This window comes from Hyunsoonleella jejuensis (assembly GCF_900111025.1).
Taxonomy (GTDB): Bacteria; Bacteroidota; Bacteroidia; order Flavobacteriales; family Flavobacteriaceae; genus Jejuia; species Jejuia jejuensis.
Genome location: NZ_FOFN01000005.1, coordinates 118936 through 144938, shown reverse-complemented (window position 1 = coordinate 144938; position 26003 = coordinate 118936). Strand labels below are relative to the sequence as shown.

27 protein-coding genes are annotated in these 26003 nt (G+C 34.4%); 10 read left to right on the top strand and 17 right to left on the bottom strand.

Features of this window, described 5'->3' with window-relative positions; translation table 11 throughout:
• Window positions 1-44: 44 nt before the first annotated feature.
• A complete protein-coding gene (locus tag BMY39_RS14580; protein WP_092580989.1) occupies window positions 45-1667 on the bottom strand; it encodes a 4Fe-4S binding protein in 1623 nt (540 codons plus the stop codon).
• Window positions 1668-1678: 11 nt separating this feature from the next.
• Window positions 1679-3019, bottom strand: coding sequence for an NAD(P)/FAD-dependent oxidoreductase (locus BMY39_RS14575; RefSeq protein ID WP_092580987.1), 1341 nt, complete (start codon window positions 3017-3019; stop codon window positions 1679-1681).
• 202 nt (window positions 3020-3221) lie between these two features.
• Here BMY39_RS14575 and BMY39_RS14570 point away from each other — a divergent pair, with 202 nt between their 5' ends.
• From BMY39_RS14570 to BMY39_RS14540, 7 genes are all read left to right on the top strand, one after another.
• Window positions 3222-3935: a DUF547 domain-containing protein gene (locus BMY39_RS14570; RefSeq protein ID WP_092581035.1), complete on the top strand. Its 714-nt coding sequence runs from the start codon at window positions 3222-3224 to the stop codon at window positions 3933-3935.
• 43 nt (window positions 3936-3978) lie between these two features.
• Window positions 3979-4884 carry a hypothetical protein gene (locus BMY39_RS14565; RefSeq protein WP_092580985.1) on the top strand — a complete coding sequence of 302 codons (906 nt, stop codon included), beginning with the start codon at window positions 3979-3981 and terminating at the stop codon, window positions 4882-4884.
• Window positions 4885-4935: 51 nt separating this feature from the next.
• The gene (locus BMY39_RS14560) at window positions 4936-5943 is read left to right on the top strand and encodes a glycoside hydrolase family 113 (protein ID WP_092580983.1); all 1008 of its coding nucleotides are present in this window, start codon (window positions 4936-4938) and stop codon (window positions 5941-5943) included.
• Window positions 5943-6671, top strand: coding sequence for a hypothetical protein (locus BMY39_RS14555; RefSeq protein WP_092580980.1), 729 nt, complete (start codon window positions 5943-5945; stop codon window positions 6669-6671). The genes BMY39_RS14560 and BMY39_RS14555 overlap by 1 nt, the downstream gene beginning before the upstream one ends.
• Entirely contained in the window at window positions 6668-7927 is a 1260-nt protein-coding gene (locus tag BMY39_RS14550; RefSeq protein ID WP_092580978.1) for a POTRA domain-containing protein, read from the top strand. Before BMY39_RS14555 ends, BMY39_RS14550 begins: the two co-directional genes overlap by 4 nt.
• A gap of 121 nt (window positions 7928-8048) precedes the next feature.
• Entirely contained in the window at window positions 8049-8567 is a 519-nt protein-coding gene (locus tag BMY39_RS14545; RefSeq protein ID WP_092580976.1) for a hypothetical protein, read from the top strand.
• A 151-nt stretch (window positions 8568-8718) separates the two neighbouring features.
• Entirely contained in the window at window positions 8719-9450 is a 732-nt protein-coding gene (locus BMY39_RS14540; protein ID WP_092580974.1) for a metallophosphoesterase family protein, read from the top strand.
• On the opposite strand, the gene BMY39_RS14535 is transcribed toward BMY39_RS14540, so the two are convergent.
• The 8 genes from BMY39_RS14535 to BMY39_RS14500 all read right to left on the bottom strand — a co-directional run bounded on the left by BMY39_RS14535 (window position 9447) and on the right by BMY39_RS14500 (window position 15599).
• Complete coding sequence (locus BMY39_RS14535) at window positions 9447-10169, bottom strand: TIGR04283 family arsenosugar biosynthesis glycosyltransferase (protein ID WP_092580972.1); 723 nt, start codon at window positions 10167-10169, stop codon at window positions 9447-9449. The genes BMY39_RS14540 and BMY39_RS14535 overlap by 4 nt on opposite strands.
• Window positions 10162-10986, bottom strand: coding sequence for a DUF547 domain-containing protein (locus tag BMY39_RS14530; protein ID WP_245738316.1), 825 nt, complete (start codon window positions 10984-10986; stop codon window positions 10162-10164). The genes BMY39_RS14535 and BMY39_RS14530 overlap by 8 nt, the downstream gene beginning before the upstream one ends.
• Window positions 10987-11069: 83 nt before the next feature.
• Window positions 11070-12038: an arsenosugar biosynthesis arsenite methyltransferase ArsM gene (gene arsM, locus BMY39_RS14525; protein WP_092580968.1), complete on the bottom strand. Its 969-nt coding sequence runs from the start codon at window positions 12036-12038 to the stop codon at window positions 11070-11072.
• 73 nt (window positions 12039-12111) lie between these two features.
• Complete coding sequence (locus tag BMY39_RS14520) at window positions 12112-12924, bottom strand: purine-nucleoside phosphorylase (RefSeq protein WP_092580966.1); 813 nt, start codon at window positions 12922-12924, stop codon at window positions 12112-12114.
• Window positions 12917-13546: a TIGR04282 family arsenosugar biosynthesis glycosyltransferase gene (locus BMY39_RS14515; protein WP_092580964.1), complete on the bottom strand. Its 630-nt coding sequence runs from the start codon at window positions 13544-13546 to the stop codon at window positions 12917-12919. Before BMY39_RS14515 ends, BMY39_RS14520 begins: the two co-directional genes overlap by 8 nt.
• On the bottom strand, window positions 13539-13970 hold the full coding sequence (locus BMY39_RS14510; protein WP_317039346.1) for a rhodanese-like domain-containing protein: 432 nt from the start codon (window positions 13968-13970) through the stop codon (window positions 13539-13541). Before BMY39_RS14510 ends, BMY39_RS14515 begins: the two co-directional genes overlap by 8 nt.
• 69 nt (window positions 13971-14039) lie before the next feature.
• A complete protein-coding gene (arsS, locus tag BMY39_RS14505) occupies window positions 14040-15104 on the bottom strand; it encodes an arsenosugar biosynthesis radical SAM (seleno)protein ArsS (RefSeq protein WP_092580960.1) in 1065 nt (354 codons plus the stop codon).
• A 159-nt stretch (window positions 15105-15263) separates the two neighbouring features.
• Entirely contained in the window at window positions 15264-15599 is a 336-nt protein-coding gene (locus BMY39_RS14500) for an arsenosugar biosynthesis-associated peroxidase-like protein (protein ID WP_092580958.1), read from the bottom strand.
• 298 nt (window positions 15600-15897) lie between these two features.
• Between BMY39_RS14500 and dnaG the strand changes: the two genes are divergently transcribed.
• Window positions 15898-17856, top strand: a complete 1959-nt coding sequence (gene dnaG, locus BMY39_RS14495; RefSeq protein ID WP_092580956.1) for a DNA primase — start codon at window positions 15898-15900, stop codon at window positions 17854-17856.
• Here the strand turns inward: dnaG and BMY39_RS14490 are convergent.
• Window positions 17851-18477 (bottom strand): response regulator transcription factor, encoded by a 627-nt coding sequence (locus BMY39_RS14490; RefSeq protein ID WP_092580954.1) that lies wholly within the window; start codon window positions 18475-18477, stop codon window positions 17851-17853. The two genes, dnaG and BMY39_RS14490, sit on opposite strands and share 6 nt — an antisense overlap.
• A 113-nt stretch (window positions 18478-18590) precedes the next feature.
• Window positions 18591-19379 carry an NAD(+) synthase gene (gene nadE, locus BMY39_RS14485; protein WP_092580952.1) on the bottom strand — a complete coding sequence of 263 codons (789 nt, stop codon included), beginning with the start codon at window positions 19377-19379 and terminating at the stop codon, window positions 18591-18593.
• A gap of 91 nt (window positions 19380-19470) precedes the next feature.
• Here nadE and gldB point away from each other — a divergent pair, with 91 nt between their 5' ends.
• A complete protein-coding gene (gene gldB, locus BMY39_RS14480) occupies window positions 19471-20433 on the top strand; it encodes a gliding motility lipoprotein GldB (RefSeq protein ID WP_092580950.1) in 963 nt (320 codons plus the stop codon).
• A complete protein-coding gene (gldC, locus tag BMY39_RS14475; protein WP_092580948.1) occupies window positions 20433-20768 on the top strand; it encodes a gliding motility protein GldC in 336 nt (111 codons plus the stop codon). Before gldB ends, gldC begins: the two co-directional genes overlap by 1 nt.
• A gap of 2 nt (window positions 20769-20770) precedes the next feature.
• Here the strand turns inward: gldC and def are convergent, their stop codons facing one another.
• From def to mreC, 5 genes are read right to left on the bottom strand one after another with little or no spacing between them, the layout of a single operon-like run.
• Window positions 20771-21400 (bottom strand): peptide deformylase, encoded by a 630-nt coding sequence (gene def, locus BMY39_RS14470; RefSeq protein WP_092580946.1) that lies wholly within the window; start codon window positions 21398-21400, stop codon window positions 20771-20773.
• A 56-nt stretch (window positions 21401-21456) separates the two neighbouring features.
• Window positions 21457-22734, bottom strand: a complete 1278-nt coding sequence (rodA, locus tag BMY39_RS14465) for a rod shape-determining protein RodA (RefSeq protein WP_092580944.1) — start codon at window positions 22732-22734, stop codon at window positions 21457-21459.
• Window positions 22727-24670: a penicillin-binding protein 2 gene (mrdA, locus tag BMY39_RS14460; RefSeq protein ID WP_092580942.1), complete on the bottom strand. Its 1944-nt coding sequence runs from the start codon at window positions 24668-24670 to the stop codon at window positions 22727-22729. Before mrdA ends, rodA begins: the two co-directional genes overlap by 8 nt.
• Window positions 24670-25173 carry a rod shape-determining protein MreD gene (locus tag BMY39_RS14455; RefSeq protein ID WP_092580940.1) on the bottom strand — a complete coding sequence of 168 codons (504 nt, stop codon included), beginning with the start codon at window positions 25171-25173 and terminating at the stop codon, window positions 24670-24672. Before BMY39_RS14455 ends, mrdA begins: the two co-directional genes overlap by 1 nt.
• A complete protein-coding gene (gene mreC / locus BMY39_RS14450; RefSeq protein ID WP_092580938.1) occupies window positions 25166-25984 on the bottom strand; it encodes a rod shape-determining protein MreC in 819 nt (272 codons plus the stop codon). The genes BMY39_RS14455 and mreC overlap by 8 nt, the downstream gene beginning before the upstream one ends.
• Between the last annotated feature and the right edge of the window lie 19 nt (window positions 25985-26003).

The following is a 26003-nucleotide window of genomic DNA, read 5'->3' as shown; positions in this document are numbered from 1 at the left end:
AAAGTTGCTCAACTGAAAACTGAGCTTGAGACTAAAAACTATGTTTATTTCTGATTTACCAAATCCATTAAATCAACATCGTTTCCTAGTAAAATTTCTGTTGGATTGATACGGCCTTTTTCAGGACCATTTTCCAATTTTAGCACACCTCTAGGGCATACCGCAGAACAGATACCGCAACCCACACAACTAGCACGTACAATATTTTCTCCTTTTTGTGCATAGGCGCGCACGTCGATACCTTGCTCGCAATAGGTAGAACAGTTGCCGCAGGAAATACACTGTCCGCCATTTGTGGTAATTCTAAATCTAGATTTAAAACGTTGTACTAAACCTAAATAAGCCGCTAACGGACACCCAAAACGACACCAAACTCTGTTTCCAAAAATAGGATAGAAGCCAGTGCCAATTACGCCTGCAAACCAAGCACCAATTAAGAAACTATAGGTATCTTTAATCCACTGCGATTTTATTCCAAGGAATGCCTCAGCCCCTGAAAAATAACAGTATAACGTCACCAACGTCATTATCAACGAAAACACTAATACAGAATGGATTAACCAGCGTTCCAGTTTCCAAGCATTTAAACTTTTATTAGAATGTTGCCTGTAGGGGTCTCCTAAAGTTTCAGCTAAACCACCACAGCCACAAACCCAAGAGCAATACCAGCGTTTTCCAAAGAAATATACCATTACGGGTACAATAATTAGGGTTAAAACAATACCCCAAACTAAAATAAAAAGCCCAATGGCACCGCTTTCTCTCAAGCTATCTAAATTCCATTCAAAAAAGAAATCGTAATCTAGAGGAAATGCATTTTTAAAATCGTATCCAGGCATGTTTAAACTTGTCATGATTTCTGGAATAAGAAAAGCAAAAACTATCTGAAAAAACAACACGGAAGTAGTACGAATTATTTGGTATTTGTTATGGCGGTATTTTATGTACATACGCACCGCCATTACAATCATAATCACACAGTACAGGAAGCCATATACAAACCATTGACTTGCAGGCCCTCCATTTAAAAACTTACTGATAGGGTCTAAAATAAAGGTCCAGTTAACCACATAGTCTGGATAGAAATACAGCAATAGGTAAAATACTACCAGATATACTAAAACTAACCAAGCAATCCAACCACGATTGGTACTGGCCTGATGATAAATATGATTGTTTTTTATTCCAGGCCTGCCCAAAAGCACTAAGTTGGGTAAAATAAAAAGTAGTGCACCAATAATGCCCAAACCAAAGGTTAGCCACCATAGGAAACCAGCGTTCTCTTTTACAAAACCAGAGCCTGCTTTTTTTGCAATTTCGTAACTTAAAGTATGCGGTTTCCCGTAGATTTTGTATTGGTATTGCTCGCCCTTTTTGTCCCAATTTTTTTCTTCATCATATTTTGCTATTAACGCATCATAGTGCTTGTTGGAACTTTCATAAGCATTTCGTACTCGACTTGAAAATTCAAAAATATTTAAATGCTCATTAGTTACCGTTGCCTGTTTTAGCTCACCTTTTATTAGCTCGCTTTTGTAGTCTTTTGATGCTATAAATGCATTCAATTCAGCTTCGGTTAAACTAAAACTGCCGGTAAAAAGCGTTCCCGTAAAAATGGCTAACCCTATAATGAAAAGAACTAATCCTATGTGTTTTATTGCTTTCATATTTTGGTGATTTACGCAAAAATGCGTTTCCAGCTTTTCTTTTTAAGCTGAATATTGGTATTATTTTCTTTATTGAATTGTGCAATGATTGCACGTTCGTGAAGTTTATAGAATTCAGGATCGAAATTAGCATCTAACAAATGTTCTAAGACATAATCTACCGATTGTTTTTCGGTTAGAACTTTATGAAAAAAGTCATGACGCATTCTAATTCCGAAGGTATTGATGCCAATAAACTGGCGTGTACTTTTATCATAATTGATATGGATACATTTATTGCCATCTTCATGTTCCCAATAAAAACGGGCTTCATTATCTTTAGGTTGAGCCCAAACCCAACCATAGGTTTGGTATTCAATATCCATAAATTTTGCCGAGTTAAACCAATGCCCTGGGTTATACATGATACGATTGCCACAAATGGTTTGTGCTACGGTTTCACCCATCATACGTCCTGTGTACCAAACCGCTTCAATAGGTCTGCGTTGGTCTATGCCTTCGTGTTGTTCGGCACAGTCTCCAATGGCGTAAACATCGGGAATATTCGTTTCTAAATAGCGATTTACTTTAACTCCCCTGCCAGTTTCAACCTCAGAATCCTTAATAAAACCGATATTTGGAGAAACACCAGCGGTTAATCCAACCACATTGCATGCAATTTCCTCGCCAGTTTCTTCAAGGATAACCGATTTTACCTGTCCGTTATTATCAGCAATAATCTCCTTTAAGTTGGTAGATAACCTCAGATCGATACCATTGGCACGAATCTCACGATTTATCATGGCACTTTCCCCTTCGGGTAAAACGCCATTCCAAAAGCTGCTTTCCCTAACTAAAAACGTTACAGGAATATGGCGTGAATGCAGCATTTCTGCTAATTCAATGCCTATTAATCCGCCTCCCACAATAACAGCACGTTTACAAACCTCGTTATTAGGTGCATATTTCTCTAAATTATCTAAATCTTGTTTATGGTACATGCCCATTACACCTTTTAAATCTTGCCCAGGCCAGCCAAATTTATTGGGTTTACTTCCTGTGGCAATAATCAATTTATCATATTTAAGGGTTTCACTCGTAGCAAAATGTAACGTTTTAGCTTTAGCTTCAATTTGTTTTACATAGCCCTTTTTAAGGTTAATTCTGTTCTTTTTCCAAAACCAATTTTCATAAGGCTGCGTATGCTCAAATTTCATATGTCCCATATACACGTACATCAACGCGGTACGTGAAAAGAAATAATCGGTTTCAGCAGAAACAATGGTGATTTTTTTATCGGAAAGTTTACGAATATGTCTTGCAGCAGTTACGCCAGAAATTCCGTTTCCAATTATAACGATGTGTTCTTCCATAATTTGGTTGTTATGCGTTATTAGGTCGCAGCTAAAGATAAGAACTTAACGATAGCCTTTAATTTAGAACAAATTTAAATTGATTGCCATGTGTAAGGAATTGCGGCGCACTAAGACGCGAAATATTTGTTATTTTTTTTGAAAGTTTCTTGAAATAAGAAAGACTTAGGTGAGAGTAAATCGAAAATTAAATTATTCAAAAATGAAAAAAATAATAATATCCATAACAATTTTACTAGTGGCAATTTCAGTGCAAGCCCAAAATCTGAATTCTTTTTTTAACGAAGCGGATGCTTTTTTTAAAGCTAATGTATCAAATGGAAGAGTGGCTTATGACAATATACATAAAGATCCTTCACAATTAAAAGAAGTGTTAAAAATAGCTCAGGGCATTTCAATTTCTAAAGATGATGCGAAGAACTATCAGGCGTTTTGGATTAATGCTTATAACATATTGGTAATAAAAGGATTGATTGATGAGTATCCTACCAAATCACCCTTAGACCATGCTGGTTTTTTTGATAAAACAACGCACAATATTGGCGGAAAAAACATTACGTTAAATGATATAGAGCACAAACTATTACGAGGTCAGTTTAACGATGCGCGTTTTCACTTTGTGTTGGTGTGTGGTGCGGTAGGGTGCCCACCTCTTATAAATAGAGCTTATTTGCCAAATACATTGGATGCTCAATTAGAGGCTCAAACTAAAAAAGCGATTAATGGAGATTTTATTAGAGTAAATGAAAAGAAAAACCGTGTAGAAGTATCGCAAATTATGGAATGGTATAAAGGTGATTTTAAAATGGATGGAATGGACGAAATAGACTTTATAAATAAATTCAGAGACGAAAAATTGGAAGGAAAATGGAAGTTAAGCTACTTTCCTTACAATTGGACAATTAATAAACAATAACATCAACATTTAAAAACGAAATAACAAACCAAAAATCAAAATAATGAAAAAAATAAAAATAATAGTAATAGCAATAATAGCGATATCGTTTAACGGATTTTCGCAAGAAGAAGCGCAAGAGGAACGTAGTGTAATTCAAACCTATACACCATCAATTCTTCTTAAAAAAGGACAGTGGGATATAAAATGGTTTAATAATATATATACTGAAACTTCAGATTTATTTGGCAATCAAGAAGGGACACAGAAAAGAGACATACCTAGAAATACATTTTTCACATCTTCTGTTGATATTTTTACAGGTATTTCTGATAATAATAGATTAAACATAGGGCTTTTGTTTGAAGTGAGGTCTAATGCTATTGGTGGCAGAAATACACTAGATGTGTTTTCATTTGATGGCGAGAGAGGAACAGCACGTTCAGGTTTAACCTCATTTGCACCAGCAATTAAATTCAATCCAATTAAAAGCGTAGGTAATTTTACCATTCAAACTGCATTTCATATTCCGTTAATAGATAATGAAACAGAAAATGGTGTATTTTTAGATCAAGACGGATTTATATTCCAAAATAGATTTTTCTATGATTATAGCTTTGCAGGTGGTGATTGGCAGTTATTTACAGAACTCAATACAGAGTATAATTTTGGAGAACAAGAAAGTTTTGCTTACAACAGTTTACGTTTAACACCTGGTGTGTTTTTAAGCTATTTTCCGAGTTCTAAATTTACAGTACTTGGATTAGCGCAACATATAGAACTTATTTCTTTTGGAGCTAACGATGCAGGTACTAACGATTTTAGTCAAAGTGCCACAATTCTTGGTGGAGGCGCAAAGTATCAATTAACAAAAGCATTAAATGTAGAGTTTTTGTACTCTAACTTTCTATTTGGAAAAAATACAGGACTAGGGCAAACATATAATGTTGGCCTTAGAGCTTTGTTCTAGTAGAATAATATCATATTAAATAGTAAATTAGGAGCTTAAAAGTAATAATATATGAAGCCTTTTAAGCTCTTTTTTTTTGTTTTAATACTCAGTTTACAATCCTGTAAAACACAAACTAAGAAAATCAACGGGGTAAGCTTTGTGGCCGCTAATGCTGAGGTATCTGAAAAGCACGTTAACCCGGTTGTGAATGTAAATGCAAATTATGCAGCCATTATGCCTTTTGGGTTTATAAAAGATTTAAAACACCCAAAAATCATTCACAATGCACATAGACAGTGGTTTGGAGAAACCGTAGATGGTGCGAAACAATACATTGGAGCGCTAAAGAAAAGAGATATTAAAATTATGCTGAAGCCTCAAATTTGGGTATGGCATGGTAAGTTCACTGGGCATATTGAAATGCAAAATGAGGAAGACTGGAAAGCCTTGGAAGATTCCTACTCCAAATTTATTTTAGAGTATGCGGTGTTAGCTAAGCAACTTAATATCGACATATTTTGTATTGGTACTGAGCTGGAACAGTTTATAGACAAACGAACACCTTACTGGCTAGACTTGATAAAAGAAATTAAAACAATCTATAAAGGGAAGCTAACCTACGCAGCCAATTGGGACGAATTCAAAAGAACACCTTTTTGGAATGCCTTAGATTACATTGGCGTTGATGCCTATTTTCCTGTTAGTGATAGTAAAACACCAACATTAGAAGAATGTATGATAGGTTGGGAAGCACATAAGGCGATTATAAAATCAACTTCTGAGCAATCAGGGAAACCCATTCTTTTTACAGAGTTTGGTTATAGAAGTGTAGATTATTCTGGTGCCGCACCTTGGAAAAGCGATAGAAATATGAAGCAGGTAAACCTAGAAGCACAAACCAATACAACACAAGCGCTATTTGAAACCTTTTGGAAGGAAGAATGGTTTGCAGGTGGGTTTATTTGGAAGTGGTTTATTAATCATGATAAGGTTGGAGGGCATAACAACCCTATGTTTACACCACAAAACAAACCAGTAGAGGCATTAATTCGTAAATATTATAAAACAAATTCTTAATGCAAAAGTGGAGGTATTTACTGTTTTTTGTTTTGATACTCTCGTCTTGTACAAATGCAGACGACAATATTGAGCAAACCTTAGGGATATATGTTTCTAATACTACTGTTGAAAAAGGTGCCGTAATTGCATGTGCTGCCAGTGATGTAACCACTGGAAATGTACTAACGTTTTTTTATCCTGAAGAAGGTGCTACCAATATTAGGTTTTACGAAACTGAAGATACAGAAGTAGATCATGAAGATTATGCTAACTATAAACAGATTTTTATTAATAGCGCGCCGTTTTTCAACGGTCATTTAGGTAAGTTTACGCAGTCATCATCTAGTGAAAAATGGGTGATTATTACTTTTGAATTAGATGGAGAAGTGAAAATTTCAAACCCGATAAGGATTAAACATGTGTCAAAACCCACGGTTTGGACAACGGCTGTGGCTATAGACCAATTCACTTCAGGTATGCCTATTTTTTCGTGGGAGCATGATGCAACTGGCGATAATGCCATTTATTTTCAGGTAATTTCCGATGTTCAGGATAATTTGTTGTCTGGTACATATACTTACGAAAATTCGTTTCAATACTATAATACCAGTAATGTGGTGCTAAATGTTACTACTAAAACGCCTCCAGATTTAATACTTGGAAACGATTATAATTTTACATTAATGGATGTAAGTTTAGATAATTGGGTAAATTTGGTAATTGCTAAATCTTTTAGGGCCCAATGATAACCAGAACTTTAATCTGCATTACGTTTCTATGCTTAAGTTATATTTCATTAGCGCAAGAACGGTATGTGGCCGATGTAAAAGTTCAAGGTAACAAGAAGTTAAAGTCATCCTTCGTAAAAAAACTAGCATCCTTAAAAACTGGCGATGTTTTAGATTCTTTACTTATTGAAGAAGACATGAAACTTCTAAAACGCTTACCTTCAATCTCCCACGCATCATATCAGGTGTTTCCTGCTAAGGACAATACCTTCAATATTTTTTATAATATTGAAGAGAATTTTACTTTAATTCCATCTGTTAATTTCTATACCACAGATAACGACGAATTTGCATACCGCATAGGGTTGTATGAGTTTAATACGTTCGGAAGAAATATTATAATTGGTGGGTTTTACCAAAAAGACATTTACGATTCTCATGCTATCAATCTTAGGGCACCATTTTTGTTTTCAAGACATTGGGGGTTAGCTGCTAATTATCAAGATTTAACCACTCAAGAACCCGTGTTTTTTGAAGATGAAACCGCCCAATACAGGTACAATAATAAAAGCTATGAAATTCTAGGTTTGTACCGTTTCAATTTTCATAATCGGTTGGAATTTGGTGTAAATTACTTTACAGAAGATTACAGATTTAAAGGTGAAAATATTAATAATCGTCCTGAGCTAAACGTACATAAATGGTTAGCAAAAGGTGTTTACGAGTACAATAACCTTAATTATTTTTATCATTTTGTTTCTGGTTTTAGAAGTGTTTTTAACTTTCAATATGTTACCTCTACAAACGATATGCTTCCTGATTTTTTTATTGGATGGAACGATTTTTTCTATTTTAAGCGTATAGGCGAAAACGGTAATTGGGCTAACAGATTACGCATGGGGTTGTCTACAAACGATGAAACACCATTTGCACCTTTTTCTGTAGATAATAACCTAAACGTTCGTGGCGTAGGAAACACTATAGATAGAGGCACAGGCGTAATTGTAATTAATACTGAATACCGGCATACGCTTTATGAAAAAAATTGGTTCGTTTTGCAAGGAAATGCGTTTATAGATGCAGGTACATGGCGAAACCCGGGAGGCGATTTCGGTGATTTTAGTAAGAAAGACAATGTAAAAATTTACCCAGGTTTAGGACTGCGCTTTATTCATAAAAAAATCTATAATGCTATTTTTAGAATAGATTATGGATATGGTATTACCGAGAATGCTACTAAAGGTTTTGTATTTGGTATTGGGCAGTATTTTTAAGGAAATTCAATTTTTAAAAAGAAAAATTATTAATTCCATAAAATTATTAAAAATAAAAATTTGTTTTATCCGCTTATAGTCAGCATTTTATATATTTGTCACTTAACTAAAACAAATCTACATGAAAACTTTAAAAGTATTTTTATTCGTGGCTGTTGCCTTAATATTCTCATCTTGTAGTAAAGATGATGGACCAGTTGTAATCGAACTTAATGCTACAAATATCGAAGGCACCTATGAAATAACACTTTTACAGAGTTCTTCTCGAACAACAAGTACAGCTTCAAACGGAAGCGAAGTTCTTATTGAAACAGAAACCTCTGTAGCTGATACATTTACCAATGCTATTTTAACCTTCAATGCAAATAGAACTTACACAACCTCTGGAAGTTTTAGAGTTACTTATACACTTACAGTAACTGGGCAAAATCCAGAAACGGAAAGCGAAATAGTGACTCTGGATGATGAAGGTAGTTACAGTTTAGACTCAAATAACAATACTATATCCCTTGATGGTGATATATTTGATGTACTATCCTTTAACGGTACAAATATTACACTTAGAGGTGAGGATACAGATAATTTCAATGGTGAAACTACGGTTACAATTACAGAAATTAGACTCGTTAAACAAAATTAATAACATTCTTACATAGAAAAAAACTACCTAGTATAGGTGGTTTTTTTTATGTATTATTTTCAAAAGTAAAACCAGATTTTAGAATGAAATTTAATGCGCCCTTCATTATTAATCAGAGTAATACTTATTATTACATAAAAAAAATTAAACTGTGAGAACTCTTGCAATTGGAGACATTCATGGAGGTCTAAAGGCTTTAATACAATTATTAAATAGCTTAGAAATCAAGGATGAAGATAAGTTAATTTTCATGGGCGATTATGTAGATGGGTGGAGTGAATCTGCACAGGTTATTCAATTCTTAATTGAGCTTTCAGAAAAATTTGAATGTATTTTCATCAAAGGAAATCATGATGTTTGGTGCGAAGAATGGTTAAGAAATGGAGAGGTGAATCCAACTTGGTATATGCATGGTGGTAAAGAGACCATGGAAAGCTACGAAGGATTTTCAATAGAACAAAAACAAGCTCATTTAGTGTTCTTTGAAAATTTAAAAATGTACCATATTGATGACCAAAACAGACTGTTCTTACATGCAGGATTTACTTCCATGCACGGTGTAGAAAAAGAAGTATTCCAAACCACATTATATTTTGACAGAACCCTTTGGGAAATGGCATTAACGATGGACAAGCGCATTGAAAAAAACTCAGAATTATATCCAAAACGATTAACGCATTATAATGAAATCTACATAGGCCATACGCCAACTATAAACTATGGAGAGTATGAACCAATGAACGCTATAAACATCTGGAATATTGATACTGGAGCAGCCTTTTTCGGAAAACTATCAGCTATAGATATTGATACGAAAGAAATCTTTCAAAGTGATATTGTAAAGGATTTATATCCGGATGAAAAAGGTAGAAATAAGAATTAGGTATTTACTAAATTTTCTTGATAATAAGTTTTAAGCTCAGAAGGAGAAGCACCCAATCTACTTTTTAAATGAATACGCCAAAAGTGAAATTGAGTTTTCCATACACCATGTTTGTGATAGCGTCTAGCAGAGGTAGTTAGCCATTTGGGAATCACAACAAATTCATTTAAAGCATAGAGTCTTTTTATTAAAACATTGTCTTCATAAATCTCATAAGTTTCGTCATAACCCTCGATTTTATTAAATAATTTGCGTGTAATGAATTGACTTTGATCACCGCCACGACTTACTCTAAATGGTAAAGCGGTTAAGCATCCTGCCAATTTTAGCCACCAATGTTTGCTATTAAATCGCATTCTAAAACAACCAGCTTTATTACCTTTTTTTACTTCAGAAAGTATATGAAAGTCATAGTTTTTAGGAGGAAAAGAATCAGCATGTAAAAAATATAAAACATCGCCTATGGCATGTTTTGCACCATGGTTCATTTGTTTGGCGCGTCCTTTTTGGCAATCTATCAACCTAATGTTAGTTCGAGTGTCACGCCATTGGTGTGATGTATCGAGAACTATACTTTTAGTGTTGTCATCACTTCCCCCATCAACCACAATTATCTCTTCAACATTCTCTTTAGTAGAATTTTCAATAAGATAATTAAGCAAATTTTTAATAGTCGCTGCTTCATTTAAAACGGGTATAATGATGGATATTTTACTCATTCAAATCCCAGTTGTAATCTTTAAAACGCTTTTTAGCATTTTTCGAAATCTTTACGTCAGAATACCGATTTAAAAAATCGATAAGCGAACCGTTTTGCTTAAAATCCTTTGCAAACCATTGAAATATTTTAGAGAGCTCTAACTCGTCTTTTGAAATAGAATTACGTTCACGGTCTTTTAAAAATTCCTTTGTAGCCTTAATTAATTGTGCTTCTAAATTAGAAGAGCTAAAGGCTTTATTTTGCAATTTCGGACAAGAATACGATGCGCAAACAATAGCAAAATGAATACGTGGTTCGTTCATCTTACGTAAAATATCATGTTCTATTTCATCTAGATTATACCATTTTTCTCCTAATTTCCAGTAGCGTTGTTGCCATGGATTTTTAATGTTCTTTATGCTTTTTACTAGATAATGGCGTAGAATTAAATCGATAGTCATAGCATTGTAAGCATTAATCCAATAGGCCAGTTTTTCTTCTTTCGACCAAGAATCGTTAGGTAAGTTTTCACCCATTTGCTCAATATAACTACGTAGTAATTTATAACTGTCTTTAAAACCTGTATAATTCACATTTCCAGCTTCAGAAACATGTGTCTCAAGTAAATCATTAAATGTTTTATGGTTAAATGCTTTTGGAGCATTTACTTCATTTTTAATTATAGGTTTTTCTATAATTATAATTTCCTCTTCTGTATCAGGAACGTACAAAGAGTCTGATATTTTTATCACTTTAGAAGTGGTTGTTTTTACAGAATCCGTCTGACTTACATTTAACGTTGGTTCAATAGCAGATGCTTTAGTAACAGTACTCACTTTTTTACTGCTAGAACAGGACACTGTAAAACAGATGATAAGAATAAGGCCAACATATTTCATAAGCAAAAGCGAATTTTTAACTAACAACAGCCACCACCATCATAATGATAGGTAGATTCACTAATGAAAATATCGTGCCGATTTAAACTTGCTAGTGCACCAGCAGTTTTATCACATATAGCTAAAGGCTGGTTTTTCAATAACACATGGCCTTGCTTGTCATCAAAATAATCATCTTCACCATAGTAAATTGCAGCTTTTCCTGTGAAGATGCATGGGCCATCTTTGGGCATGGGGTCTTTTATGGCAGCAACTTCAATAGATTCAATATATATTAATTCTTCGGTTGGGTAATGTTTTGGGTCTAATATTCTATATGGTTTTCTAGCCCTAATTTCTATGGTTCCAAAACCTGCATCGGTTAATGCTTTTACATAATCGGCAATAGGTAAACTGCCACTTAAACATAGGGCTCGTAATCGTTCGTCATTCCGAAGTGTGTCATTCATGGGCTGTTCACAAGTAGGATCACTCATCACAAGCTTTCCATGAGGTTTTAAAACGCGATACATTTCGGCGATGGCCTTTTTTAAATCTTCTGCCTTAAAAATATTAAATAGGCAATTTTGAGCAGCAACATCAATGGAATTATCTTCTACTGGAAGATGCAGTGCGTCACCTTTTTTAAGTTCAACAAAATCACTTTTAAACCAGTCGTTTAGTACCTCGGCTTCTTTAAAATTTTCCCTTGACGCTTCTAGCATTTCATCTACCACATCAATACCAACAACTCCACCTTTTTGACGATTGAAATACGAAAATTGTAGTAATTCCATACCGCCGCCAACACCAACATAAAGCATTTTTGGATTATTGGTTAAGTCACGAGCATGCACTGTAGAACCACAGCCATAATTCATCTCCTGCATAATTTTAGGTATTTTTAACCCGGGTAATTCCCAAATAGGATTTGTAGTGCAGCATAAACCAACATCTGGAGTTAAGGCAGCTTCTTTATATACGTTGTGTGTGGTTTCTAGATAGCTCATTAAATTAAAAGTTTTAAATTGTTTGTGAATTTAGGTGCTATAACTTACAGTACAGGTAACCTTTATTACACAATTATAGGGTTTCAATAAGTGTTTTAAATAAAGCAACCATATCTGGTTCTGCCTTTTCTGCCATAGCAATAATTTCGGCTATATTCACCGGTTTTAAATTATCTGGGTCGCATTCATCTGTTAAAACTGACACTGCTGCCACTTTTAATTTTAAATGGTTCGCGACGATAACCTCAGGAACTGTACTCATACCAACAGCGTCAGCTCCAATAATCTTTAACATTCTGTATTCTGCTCTAGTTTCCAGTTGCGGCCCTACAACACTGGCGTAAACACCTTCATGCAAGGTTATGTTTTTTGCTTTTGCAATGGATTTAAAAGTTGCATTAATGTTCGTATCATACGGTGCACTCATATCTACGAAACGTTCGCCCATTTGCTCTATACCTCTAACGGCAAGCGGCGAGCTTCCTTGGAGGTTAATATGGTCATCAATAAGCATGAGTTCGCCTTTTTTAAAGTCTAAATTAATGGCTCCAGCAGCATTAGACACCAAAAGTGTTGAGATACCTAACTGTTGCATCACTCGCACAGGATAGGTAACGTCTTGCAGTGTGTAGCCTTCATAAATATGAAAACGCCCTTGCATAACTATAACTTTTTTACCGCCCAAATTGCCATAAATAAGTTTTCCTTTATGAAACTCTACAGTTGCCGTAGGGAAGTTGGGAATATGGTTATAGCTTACTTCTTTAAGAATTTCTACAGCATCTATAAGTTGTCCTAGGCCAGTGCCAAGAATAATGCCAACTTCAGGTTTTTCGAAGCCTTTGTCTTTAAGGTAATCTACCGTTTCTTTAATAAATTTAAGCATGTAGTTGTTTTATTTTCTCTTGTAATTTTACGTTCGATTTATAAAAACTTGAAGCCATTAAATCTTCATAAGTATCAATGTCATTTAGGGTATCTAATGTACTAAATGTAATTGCCTTTTTATTTAGTTCTTGTACTGTTTCTTCAAATAAATTAGCACTGCTCCAAGGTTTATTTTCAAACACACAGTGGTACAATTTTGATAGCCCAATTAGATAATAGCCACCATCAACAGCAGGACCAAAAACGGTGTTGCTTTTTTCTAAAGCTTTTGATCCATCGGAGATATGCGCTGCGGTAATATCTGGTAAATCAGAACCTATTAAAACAATGCGTTCGTAGCCATCATCAAAACCTTTGGCGAAAGCATTTTTCATTCGTACACCAAGATTCTCACCTTTTTGCACAAATTTATCAAAGCCGTGCCATGTATCATCAACAATGACATCAGAAAAGTAAATGCGTTTATCGGCTTTAACTTTTGCAGTTGCTTTTTCGGTAATTTTTACCAATTCTTTGTAAACTTCAAAAGCACCCATATCACCAATGGTTTTGGCAAGACGGGTTTTTACGGTTCCAAGTTTTATGTTTTTTACAAACACGATAACAAGTTCTTTAGTCATATACTTTAATACCTTTATGTAACCATTTGCTCCATACTTTAGAAAATGTATGCACAGAATCGGTCGGTTTTTCTTTTGAATTTAGTACGTCTAAATCATTATTTTTCCATTCAAAAATACCACCATATAAATTTAAAACATTGGTGTAGCCTGCTTTCTTTAGTTTTTCAGCGATATCTTCAGAACGTATGCCTAAAGAGCAATATACCACAATGGGGCTTTTTTTGTTTGGAAGTTTTTCTTGAACGGAGTCTAAGCTAAAAAAATCATAACCTACGTATATGGCATCTTTTATATGGCTTGTCTTAAATTCTCTTTCCTCTCTAGAATCTAAGAGTGTAACTTGTTCTTGTATGTTTTTAAGTGAATCTACAGATATGTAAGGGATGGTTTCCTTATTCTGTTGCTTTAAGAGTTTAGCCAATTTTTTTTGGGAAAATCCCGAAACAGAAACGCACATACATACTATAAAAATAAAATATCTCATAATTTTTTAAGCTACCGAACCTTGGCAACTGCTTCCAGCCCCAGCAGTACAACCATAGCAATGTTGTGAAATTACAATATGTCGCCCCTCTAAAAGATCTTCGTTGTAATCTGAAATATGTTTCACTTTGCTGTTAACAGGCAATTCCAGCATTTGGTTAAAATCGCAATCGTACAAATAGCCATCCCAACTTACTGAAATGGTATTGGTACACATAACGTTTGCTACAGCAGAGGGATTGTAAGCATCAACCAATTGATACATGTAGTCCTCATAGTTTTCAGAGGCAATCAAATAGTCTAAAAACCTAGAAATGGGTAAATTGGTAATGGCAAATAAATTATGAAATTGAATCCCAAAATCCTCTAACAATGCTTTTTTAAAATCTTTTTCCATAGACATTTGGTCTCCTGGTAAAAAAGCACCTGAGGGATTGTATACCAAATCTAATCGTAAATTACTTTCTGGCATGCCATAACCTATGGCATTTAGCATTTTTAGCGCTTCTATCGAAGCATCAAAAACACCATCGCCACGTTGCTTATCGGTCTTACCACGCGTCCAATGTGGCATAGAGCTTACCACATGTACATTGTGTTTTTTAAAGAATTCTGGCAAATCGTAATATGTTTTATTGGCTCTAATAATGGTAAGATTAGAACGGACGATAAAATCCTTAATACCGGCCTTTGATGCTTCTTCAACAAACCATCTAAAATTCGGATTCATCTCTGGTGCACCTCCAGTTAAATCCAATGTATGCGCTCCTGTATTTTTTATCACCTGTAAACATTGCTGCATAGTCTCCTTTGTCATAATTTCCTTTCGATCTGGGCCAGCATCTACATGACAGTGTTCACACACTTGATTACACATATAACCCACATTTATTTGAAGGATCTCTAACTTTTTTGCTTTAAGTGGAAACTGGTTGGTTTCTGAAATTTTTGAAGCAAATGTTGGTAATTCTCCATTTTTAAAAATGCCATTAGACAGAATTTCTAACTGTCTTTTACTATTGGCCAATGCGCTTTCGCGTTTATGAAGTGATTGTGTTTTTACTTTCGTCATATCCTTTCTTAGGGGCTATTAATCTTGATAAGTTCTTGTTTGCGTTAGGGATTGAAACGGCAGCTTTTGGCGAGGCGTGCATCGAGCCAAAACTATTAGTGGAAAGCCCGACCCCGCTTCGAGAGCCTCAGCGACCGAACGGGGTAACGCCCAAACAATTTACCCGTCTAACTTATTAACTTTATTCATCATTTGCACACCATGTACTAAGGTTGCACCACTTTTTATGGCGGCACCAACGTGGATAGCTTCCATCATTTCTTCTTTTGTAATGCCGCGTTGCAACCCATCTTGCGAGTAGGCGTCTATACAATACGGACATTGCTCCGTATGTGCAACAGCAAGCGCTATTAAGGATTTCTCGCGGGCAGTAAGTGCACCTTCTTCAAAAACCTTTCCGTAATATTCAAAGAATTTATTACCTAATTCCTCACTCCACTCTGTTATTTTTCCAAATTTCCTTAGGTCTGATGGGTCGTAATATGTTTTTTGCATTCTAAAATTTTTTCAGGTAAAGATAAACAACTAGTAGATTATGTCGCTAAAAAAGGGAGGACTTAACAAAAATTTCAGATATTTTAATTACTTTAATTTTTTGTAGAGATACGGCTTTGTATATAGGTTTTTAGTTTTAATTAAGAGGCTAATTTTTACAGTGTAAAGGATTTAGATTTTGAATATCGATTTCATTCAAAATTCACTAAGCAAATTCCATGTTTCAATTCTTCCCTCTATCTTGGCTTTCCCAAATTATTTTTATTAGTACATTTACATTTCCAATAAATTTATTGTTTTGATAGCAGCACATTCTATAGATCAAGTTTTTGAAACCGCTCGGGTAGAGGAGGTTATTGGCGATTTTGTGCAATTAAAAAAAGCGGGTAGTAATTATAAAGGGCTTAGTCCGTTTAGCGACGAGCGTACGCCAAGTTTTATGGTATCTCCCGTAAAACAAATTTGGAAAGATTTTAGTACAGGTAAAGGTGGCAATGTCGTGGCATTTTTAATGGAACACGAGCATTTTACCTACCCAGAAGCCATAAAATACCTAGCAAAAAAATACAACATCGAAATTGAGGAAACGGAGCAGACGAACGAGCAAAAAGAAGCTGCTAACGAGCGTGAAAGTTTGTATTTGGTTAGTGAGTTTGCGAATGCTTATTTTCAAAAGATTTTACATAAAACAGACCAAGGTAAATCTATAGGTTTAAGTTATTTTAAAGAGCGCGGGTTTACAGATAAAACCATAAAAACCTTCGATTTGGGCTATTCGTTAAACGAATGGCAAGCGTTTACGGATGAGGCGTTAAAAAAAGGATATCAGTTAGAGTTTTTAGAAAAAACAGGACTCACTATTGTAAAGGATGAAAAACGATTTGATCGTTTTAAAGGACGCGTAATGTTCCCTATTAAAAGTATGAGTGGCCGTGTTTTAGGATTTGGAGGACGAATTTTAATCAACGATAAAAAGGCTGCCAAATACTTAAACTCTCCTGAAAGCGATATTTATCATAAAAGCAAGGTACTTTATGGTATTTACAATGCCAAACAAAGCATAGCGAAAGAAGACAATTGTTTTTTAGTAGAGGGCTATACCGATGTGATTCAATTCCATCAAACGGGAATTAAAAATGTGGTGTCGTCTTCAGGGACTGCTTTAACTTCGGAACAAATTCGATTAATAAATCGCCTTACTAAAAATATTACCGTACTTTTTGACGGTGATGCGGCAGGTATTCGTGCTTCACTTCGAGGTATAGATTTAATTCTAGAACAGGGCATGAACGTAAAGGTTTGTTCTTTTCCAGAAGGAGAGGATCCGGATAGCTTTGCGAAACAAAATACTCTTGAAGAACTAACGTTGTTTCTTGAAGAAAACGCCAAGGACTTTATTCAGTTTAAAGCTTCAATTTTATATGAAGATTCTAAGAACGATCCTATTAAAAAGGCGGAAACTATTAGGGATATTGTAAATAGTATTTCAAAAATTCCTGATACGATTAAAAAGGAAATTTACATCCAGGAATGCGCTCGCATTATGGATATAAGCGAAGCAGTTTTGTTTAGCACCTTGGCGCAAATTAACCAAAAAGAACACAAGGAGGATAACAAAAGACAGAAACAACAGCAAAAAAGTTTTGAGGTAATAAAGCACGAACAACCTGTTAAAAAAGTTGATGTACAATACCTGTTGGAGCGAAAAATAATTGAGTTGCTTTTACTCTACGGTAATAAAACTGAGAGTTTTGAGGATTTGGTGATGACCGAAACTGAAGAGGGGGAATTGGTTCTAAAACCTGTAACTCAAACGGCAAAGGTTTTTGAGAAAATCTATTTGGATTTACATGAAGATGAAATGGAATTTTCAAACCCACAGTTCAAACATTTGTATTACACTATTATTGATAAATTACACCAAGATTCTGAGTTTGAGCTAAAGACGTTTATCAATTCCATGAATTCTGAAACCGTAAACGAAATAACACATATTTTAATGGAGGACGAACGTTACAATTTAAGTGATTGGCAGCGAAAAAATATCTTCCCAAAAGAAAAGCATCAAACAGTAGCACAACTGGTTAGTGAAACTATTTTGAGTTTACGATGTTTTTTAATTGAGCAAAAAGTCATGAATTTTCAGCAAAAAACAATCGAGCACAAATCTGAAGTAAACAAATCTGTGCTCGAAGAGGTTAAGGAATATTCTAGTTTAAAAATGTTATTATCTAGAAAACTTAATCGTGTGTTATAAGTCTAAAAACTTGGCTTGATTTACTAAGTCTACCATATTATCAACTTTTAGTTTTTTCATCAAGCGTGCTTTATAAGTGCTTACTGTTTTTTCGTTGATATTTAGTTCTTTCGAAACTTCTTTGTTTTTCTTGCCAATGGCCAAAAGTTTTAAAACTTCTGTTTCTCTAGTAGAAAGTTTTTTAAAGAATCTACCATTTTTGTTATTTCTTGTTCCAAAGGCCAATTCTTGGGTTAATTCGTTGCTTAAATGAATACCATCATTGTAAACCTTTAATACAGCTTCATTAATGGTAATAACGTTTTCGTTTTTTGAAATATATCCTGAAGCACCAGCTTTAATAGAATTAAAGCCATATACATTTTCAGGTTGTGCACTAAACATTAAAGCTTTAACATCTGGGTAATCAGATTTTAAATATCTTAACACCGTTAGGCCATTAAGTTTAGGTAAATCAATTTCAGAAAGTAAAACATCTACGGGTTCTTTTTTCAGGAATTCTAAAATGGCTTCGCCATTATCAACGCTCCCAACAATTTTAATGTCAGACGAAGCGGAAAACAAATGTTCTAACCCTTTTCTAACTATAGGATGAGGGTCTGCTATTAATAATTTAATCATATCTTAGGGTTTTTAGTGGTTACTATGATGTTTTTTTTGAGAGAATCATAGTATGTTGCCTGGGCAATATGCCCTATTGTCAAAAATAGTAAAAAATGTTGATATCCTAATACTTACAATAAATTATCGGGTATCTCGCAAATAGGAATAGGAATCATTTTGTGTTTGTTATTTCTATTGTAGCGTTTGTAAATTTTAAAAACTTCTTTTTCTCTACCAGAAAAATCAGTTTCAGATTTTCCTTTATCATCCATTTGCATTGCCCATTCCAGTTCTGGGTAAGACGCTCCAATTTGGTCCTCATCGCTTCTTGCATCACCAAAAAGGCCATCGCTAGGTGCGGCGGTCATAATAGATTCTGGTACTTTTAAGTACTCACCAAGTTGATATACTTCAGATTTCAACAAATCAGCAATTGGGCTTAAATCTACGCCGCCATCTCCATATTTTGTGTAAAAGCCAACACCAAAATCTTCTACTTTATTACCAGTGCCGGCCACTAATAATCCATATAACCCTGCATAATAATATAAGGTAGTCATGCGTAAACGTGCTCTAGTGTTTGCTAAAGCCATATCAACAGTGGCTTGATCGCCGTCTAGGTGTACTTCCGTTTTAAATTCCTCAAAAACTGGTGTTAAGTCGGCTCGAGTATCTTCAACATTGTCAAAGCGTTTTTTAAGCTGTGCAATATGTTCATGAGCACGTGTTACATGGCTTGTTGCTTGATGTATAGGCATTTCTACACATAAAACTCTTAAACCGGTTTTTGCAGCAAGTGTAGATGTTACCGCAGAGTCAATACCACCAGAAATACCAATAACAAAACCGTTAATTCCTGCGTTTACGGAGTAATCCTTTAACCAGTTTACTATATAATCAACAACTTTTTCTGTTTGCATATCAAGGGAAATTAAATATGAGAATACTACCTTTGTACACAAAAATAACCTATACTCTCAATTTATAAAAATTTATAGCGTTTAGTTTTACATGAAAAATTTGTTGTTATCGTTTTTTAGTTTGCTGTTTATTGTTTCATGTAAAAATGAAACTGAGGTTGAAAAAGCAATAGCGAAAATAAATATTGATATTTCGGTAGAGCGTTTCGATCAATTTTTTGGAAATGCTGAGATTGCTGATTTGCCCAAATTGAAACAAGCATATCCGTTTTTATTTCCAAAAAAATATAATGATACTTTCTGGATAGGTAAAATGAAAGATACCTTGCAGCAAGAATTGCTTCGAGAATCTAATAAGAAATATAAAAATTTTAGTAGTGTAGAAGCTGAAATAGAATCTTTATTTAGCCATTTAAAATTTTACTATCCTGAATTTAATCCACCTCGAGTGATTACAACAACCTCTACTATTGATTATAGAAATAAAGTGATTGTAACAGATACTATTGCCATTATTGCTATTGACAACTATTTAGGTAAAGACCATTATTTTTATGAAGGTATTCAAAAATTCATCCGAAGTACTTTTGAGGAAGAGCAAATAGTTGTTGATATGGCGGATGAATACGCTAGGCATTATATCTATCAGCCTCAACGAAAAACACTTTTAGATGAGATGATTTATTTTGGGAAACAACTTTACTTTAAGGATGTAATGTTGCCTAGTAAAACAGAGGCACAACGCGTAGGCTATTCTGAGGCACAATTAGATTGGGCAAAAACAAATGAAGCCTATATTTGGCGCTATTTTATTGAAAGGGAGTTACTGTACAGTACCGATACCAAATTACCTAGCAGATTTATCAACCCAGCGCCTTTTAGTAAGTTTTATTTAGAACAGATTGATGCAAAATCCCCCGGAAGAATCGGGCAATATATGGGTTGGCAAATTGTAAAAGCTTACATGAAAAATAATGATGTGTCATTAAAAGACATGTTGCGAACCAAACCAGAAGATATTTTTAATAATTCGAAGTTTAAACCACGAAAATAATGGCTAATACTATAAAATCTAAAATTGAGTTGAATGTTGAATTGGATGAAAACCGAGTGCCAGAAAAGTTGTTTTGGACCGCAGAAGATGGAGGTATAACCAATGCGGAAGCAAAAGCGATGATGCTCTCTGTTTGGGATGATAAGGCTAAAGAAATGTTGCGTATTGATTTATGGACAAAAGACATGCCTGTTGATGATATGAAAATATTTTTCCATCAAACATTAGTAGCTATGGCAAATACTTTTAATCGTGCGACTCAAGATGCAAAAATGACGGCAACCATGAAAGACTTTTGCGATTATTTTGCTGAAAAGCTAGAACTGAAAAAGTAGAATTATAACTTTTTTTGTTCTTCCATATCCTTTTGAAGATGATCTAAATATAAAATACCATTGAGGTGGTCTATTTCATGCTGGAATATTACCGATGTAAAACCTACCACTGTTTCTGATTTGTGATTACCTTCCATAGTATCGTATTCAATTTGAATTTCTTTTGAGCGACTGCTCAAAGTTTCACTTCTATCAGGGATAGATAAACAACCTTCACGTACAGTTTGAGTTTCTTCTGAATATATAGTGATTTTTGGATTGAGATATACTTCAAAAGGTAAGTTTTCTTTATCGAAACGTTGCACCCAAATAATATTCTTCAAAATACCAACTTGCGGTGCTGCAATACCTACACCTAGCGACATGCTATCTCTTACTGTCGCGTACAAGCGTTTTACAAAATTTTGAAGTACCATGTTTTTTGGATTTGGTTTGACATAGCTACTTTGTTTCCTTAATAATAAAGAATCGCTTTTACGTGTAATTTTATAAACACGCATTGGCGTTATGCTATCGGCCCTCATAATTAGTGTTTTTTCTTCAGAAGAAAATAAATTGTCTTTAAGGCCTTTTGCGCTTGAACAAGCTAAAATTAAAAAGGAGATTATTAATATAAAAGTAGTTTTCTTCATAAAAACGGCATGCGAATTAAAATAAAAACAAGCAGGTGATTAAATAGTCTTAGTAGCTACCACTCGTTAATACGGTTTGAATCTAATTTAATAAAAATAAATAGTAAAATGGTAAATGCCCACAATCCTGACCCACCATAGCTAAACATAGGTAGAGGAATACCAATAGTAGGAATTAAACCCATTACCATACCAATGTTTATCATAAAATGGAAGAATATAATGGAAGCGACGCCATAACCGTAAACACGACTAAATTGCGATTTCTGAAGTTCGGCCAGGTGTAACACACGGAGTAACAAGAGTACAAATAGAATAACTACTAGGGTACTGCCTAAAAAGCCCCATTCTTCACCAACAGTACTAAAAATATAGTCGGTATGCTGTTCTGGAACAAATTTACCAGTAGTACGTGTACCTTCCATAAACCCTTTTCCTGTAAAGCCTCCAGAACTAATAGCTTTTTCAGATTCATTCAAATTATAAGCAAATGTACGTTTCATCTCCTCAAGCTTTTGAGGGTCTTTTTCTAAACGTAACCATAAACTAATGCGGTCTTGCTGATGAGGTTTTAAAATACTATTATAAAAAAACTGAACCCCAAAACTTAAAGCAGTACTCATGCCAATAATAAAGATACTGCGTAAAACTGATATTTTAGTTTTATTTAATAGGCGAAATACAATTAAAATTAAGGTAGCGACAATGGTTGTAATAATCGCCCCAAATTTAAGTGCTAAAATGGAAAGTAATATTACTACAATGCCAATGGTAAGATAAACTTTTGGTAAGCCTTCCCGGTATAGTACAAAGAAGAAAGCACCATATACAACTGTGCTTCCTGTGTCATTTTGTAATAAGACCAAAACAGCAGGAATTAATATTATTGCAAAAGTTCTTAATTGGTCTTTTAGATTTTTTATATCTGTATTTAAATCGCTAATGTATTTGGCAACAGCTAGAGCAGTAGCAGCTTTTGCAAATTCACTTGGTTGGATTGTAAAACTACCAATGGCATACCAAGATGTTGCACCGTTAACATTTTTGCCAAAAATGAATAAGCCTAAAAGCGATAGCATTGAAAATATGTAGATAATACTAGAAAACCGCTCGTAAAATTTCGCGTCTAGCGCTAAGAGTAATACTATAAGTGCTACAGTTAAAAATATGAATATAAGCTGTTTGCCAAAGGGCTGGGAAAAATCGAAATAACTAATGTCTGTACCAGTATGGGATGCTGATAAAATATTAAGCCAACCAAAACCAACTAAAAGAAAAAACAGAATAATGGTTATCCAGTCAAATTTAAAATACTTATTTGTTTCCCTAACCATTATTGGTTGTAGTTTTAAGTTTATTTAGTTTTTGCTTTAGTCTACTATACTCTTGTTCTTCCACTAATTGAAGTTGGGTTTTGCCATTGATATTAAAAGGTTTGCCAGAATAAGGCTTAGCATACTCATTTTCAAGCGAATGTTTTAGAAGCCATTCTTCTAAATCAGTTCTAGTAATATAGCCTTTAATATGTTTTTCAATCATTAGGCTGGCAACTTTTCCAGCGAATCTGCTGCCCCAATATCCATTTTCAACAAAAACAGCAATAGCAATTTTTGGATTGTCTTTCGGCGCGAACGCTAAAAAAATAGAATGGTCGGTAAGTTGCGTTTTTACACTATCTATAATGGCGAAATTTTCAACAGTACCTGTTTTTCCGCATATATCTATATTTTTTATTTGAAGAGACTTTGCAGTTCCATTTGTATAAACTTTATGCATGCCTTCTATTACAGGTTCAAAATGCTGCTTGTCAATAGTGGTGTATTTTGGTTTCGTAAAGTTATCAGGTAATGTTTCACCTTCAATATTTTTAATAACGTGTGGCGTATGATAGTAACCCCTGTTGGCAATTGCAGCAGCCATATTAGCCAATTGAATTGGTGTTGTGGCTACTTCACCCTGACCGATAGCGTTAGAAATGGTATAGGTAGAATAGAATGTTTTTGGATAAATTCGTTTGTAGTAATCTCTATCTGGTATTCTGCCTTTTTGCCCAACGTGCAAATCATTATTTAAAAAATTGCCCAACCCGAAACTTTGCGCGTGTTTACTCCAAGTGTCAATGCCTTCTGATGCACTTCCAGTTTTGTCTAAAATACGCCTATAAGTTGTTGCAAAATATGCATTACACGATTCTTGTATGCCAGTAATCATATCGTTGCGCCTACCTCTATAGCAGTGGCATTTCATAAACCTGTTTCCGTATTTGTACCCTGTATAACAGGTAATTTTTTCTTCAGGGGATATCACATCCTCTTGTAAAGCGATTAAGGCATTCATTAATTTAAAAGGGGACCCAGGTTCATAAACGCCTTGTAAGCTCCTGTTAAATAGAGGTTTTGCAATAGAATCATTATAAAGTTTTGTAAAGTTTTTTGAGCGTTCTCTGCCTACCAAAATATTTGGGTCGTAGGTGGGGGCAGCAACCATAGCCAAAATTTCACCAGTTGAAGGCTCAATTGCAATAACGCCTCCACGTTTGTTCTCCATTAATAGTTCGCCATACGCCTGTAAGTCTGCATCAATAGTTATGGTAATATCCTTTCCTTGCTCTGGGATAGTATCAAATTTTCCATCCTTGTAAGGGCCAATATCTCTATTAAATCTATCTTTTTGAATGAACTTGATGCCTTTTACACCGCGTAAGGTTTCTTCATAGGATGCTTCAACACCTTGTTTTCCTTTTAAATCACCCATTTGGTAATAGGGGTCTCTTTGAATATCACGATTATTAACCTCGCCAATATCTCCCAAAACATTGGCGCCGATTGTAGTTTCATATTTCCGTAACGGTCTCTTTTGAATATAAAAACCTTCGAACTTCCTCATTTTTTCCTGTAAAACAGCATAGTCTTCTTTAGAAAGTTGAGGTACAAAGGGAGATGCTAATCTTGGAGAGTATCTTCTAGCACGTTCTAATTTTTTATCGTAGGTTTCACGGGATATTTTTAAGAGCTCACAAAACTCATCTACATCAAATTCACCAACCTCTCGTGGAATTACCATAACATCATAAGAGGGTTGGTTACCAACTAAAAGCTTCCCATTTCTATCGTATACAAAACCGCGTTTTGGGTAATCCCAAACCTTTCTTATGGCATTGTCTTCATATAAATTGTTAGAACCACCCTTGTAAATTTGAAGGTAAAATAACCTGCCTATAAAGGTAACGCCGCATAAAAGAACTAATAAAAAGAGTAGAAGTTGCCTCATTAAGATTTTCGACTAAAAATGATTGATAACAATGTAATCATTAAAATAGTAAATATACCTGAGAATAACGTTTTTTGAAACACAATTAGTATTCTAGAAAAGCTAAAAATTTCTAAAGAAAATAAAATAGTATGATGTAATAAAGTTAGCAACGAAATATAAACGAGTCTAGCACCAAATTCGGTATTATTGAATTTTACATTGTTGTGTTCATACATGGTGCCGAACGCAAATTTCAGGAATACAGGTCTTGCATAGGCAATAAATACGGAGGCCGCTGCATGTATACCACCAGAATCTGAAAACATATCAACTGTGAGACCTATTAAAAAACTTAAAAAAATGAACAGAATTCTATTATTTTTTATGGGGAAGAAAAGAACAAATATGATATATACATACGGATTAATATAACCTAAAAAGTTAATGTGGTTAAATAGTATTACTTGAAACAACACAAGTAAAATAAACCGAATACTATGTCCTGTTATAATACTATTCATGTGTGCTTTCTAAAAGGGTTTCAATTTCTTTCTTATCCGTATTTTCTATAATGTATACATGCTCAAGATTCGTCATATCATTAAATAACTTCACATTTATTTCATGAAAATTTTCACTGGCATCCAATTTTGAATTTATTACTGTTCCAATAGGGATTCCCTTAGGAAATATTGAGGAACGACCAGATGTGATTATAGTATCTCCTGCCTTAACAGGAGCAATTTTCTCAACATCCGTTAATTGAATAATGTTAGGTGAAATACCATTCCATGTGAGCGAGCCAAAATGATTTGTTTTTTTTAGTTGCGCACTAATTTTGCTCTTAGTATTTAAAATTGAAATTACTGTAGCGTAATTGCCAGAAACAGCATCTACAATACCAACAATTCCCAATGGAGACCTTACACCAAAGTCTTGCTTTATGCTGTCGTTTAGACCTTTGTTAATCAACAAAAAATTGTTTGATAGGTTGTAACTGTTTCGAATTACATTGGCGGAGAGGTATTTGTACTTTAGTTTTAAAGTACTATCCACTGCTATATGGCTTGTGTCTATTTGTTGATTTGTTAACAGCTGGTTTAAACGACTATTTTCTTCGGAAAGCTTTTGGTTTTGGGATTTTAGGTCAAAATAAGCACTTACGTTATTAATCGAATTATAAACACCTCCACTTAGAAAATTAGCAGAATTAATAAACTTACTTTTATGATACGAATGTGATTGAATAGTGAAAACCAAAGCGATACCAAAGAGCAACAAGAACAACAAAAAGTTTTTGTTCCTTATTATAAAATTAATAATCTGTTGCATGTGTTACCCCTGTTGGTGT

Coding starts and splice junctions, on each gene's coding strand:
- mrdA (WP_092580942.1), bottom strand. CDS start 24,670: ATGAGGCAACTTCTACTCTTTTTATTAGTTCTTTTATGCGGCGTTACC.
- BMY39_RS14455 (WP_092580940.1), bottom strand. CDS start 25,173: ATGAATAGTATTATAACAGGACATAGTATTCGGTTTATTTTACTTGTG.
- BMY39_RS14545 (WP_092580976.1), top strand. CDS start 8,049: ATGAAAACTTTAAAAGTATTTTTATTCGTGGCTGTTGCCTTAATATTC.
- BMY39_RS14580 (WP_092580989.1), bottom strand. CDS start 1,667: ATGAAAGCAATAAAACACATAGGATTAGTTCTTTTCATTATAGGGTTA.
- BMY39_RS14520 (WP_092580966.1), bottom strand. CDS start 12,924: ATGCTTAAATTTATTAAAGAAACGGTAGATTACCTTAAAGACAAAGGC.
- BMY39_RS14555 (WP_092580980.1), top strand. CDS start 5,943: ATGCAAAAGTGGAGGTATTTACTGTTTTTTGTTTTGATACTCTCGTCT.
- def (WP_092580946.1), bottom strand. CDS start 21,400: ATGAAGAAAACTACTTTTATATTAATAATCTCCTTTTTAATTTTAGCT.
- BMY39_RS14575 (WP_092580987.1), bottom strand. CDS start 3,019: ATGGAAGAACACATCGTTATAATTGGAAACGGAATTTCTGGCGTAACT.
- BMY39_RS14565 (WP_092580985.1), top strand. CDS start 3,979: ATGAAAAAAATAAAAATAATAGTAATAGCAATAATAGCGATATCGTTT.
- BMY39_RS14570 (WP_092581035.1), top strand. CDS start 3,222: ATGAAAAAAATAATAATATCCATAACAATTTTACTAGTGGCAATTTCA.
- BMY39_RS14535 (WP_092580972.1), bottom strand. CDS start 10,169: ATGAGTAAAATATCCATCATTATACCCGTTTTAAATGAAGCAGCGACT.
- BMY39_RS14550 (WP_092580978.1), top strand. CDS start 6,668: ATGATAACCAGAACTTTAATCTGCATTACGTTTCTATGCTTAAGTTAT.
- arsM (WP_092580968.1), bottom strand. CDS start 12,038: ATGAGCTATCTAGAAACCACACACAACGTATATAAAGAAGCTGCCTTA.
- BMY39_RS14515 (WP_092580964.1), bottom strand. CDS start 13,546: ATGACTAAAGAACTTGTTATCGTGTTTGTAAAAAACATAAAACTTGGA.
- nadE (WP_092580952.1), bottom strand. CDS start 19,379: ATGCAAACAGAAAAAGTTGTTGATTATATAGTAAACTGGTTAAAGGAT.
- mreC (WP_092580938.1), bottom strand. CDS start 25,984: ATGCAACAGATTATTAATTTTATAATAAGGAACAAAAACTTTTTGTTG.
- BMY39_RS14490 (WP_092580954.1), bottom strand. CDS start 18,477: ATGATTAAATTATTAATAGCAGACCCTCATCCTATAGTTAGAAAAGGG.
- gldC (WP_092580948.1), top strand. CDS start 20,433: ATGGCTAATACTATAAAATCTAAAATTGAGTTGAATGTTGAATTGGAT.
- BMY39_RS14560 (WP_092580983.1), top strand. CDS start 4,936: ATGAAGCCTTTTAAGCTCTTTTTTTTTGTTTTAATACTCAGTTTACAA.
- arsS (WP_092580960.1), bottom strand. CDS start 15,104: ATGACGAAAGTAAAAACACAATCACTTCATAAACGCGAAAGCGCATTG.
- rodA (WP_092580944.1), bottom strand. CDS start 22,734: ATGGTTAGGGAAACAAATAAGTATTTTAAATTTGACTGGATAACCATT.
- BMY39_RS14500 (WP_092580958.1), bottom strand. CDS start 15,599: ATGCAAAAAACATATTACGACCCATCAGACCTAAGGAAATTTGGAAAA.
- gldB (WP_092580950.1), top strand. CDS start 19,471: ATGAAAAATTTGTTGTTATCGTTTTTTAGTTTGCTGTTTATTGTTTCA.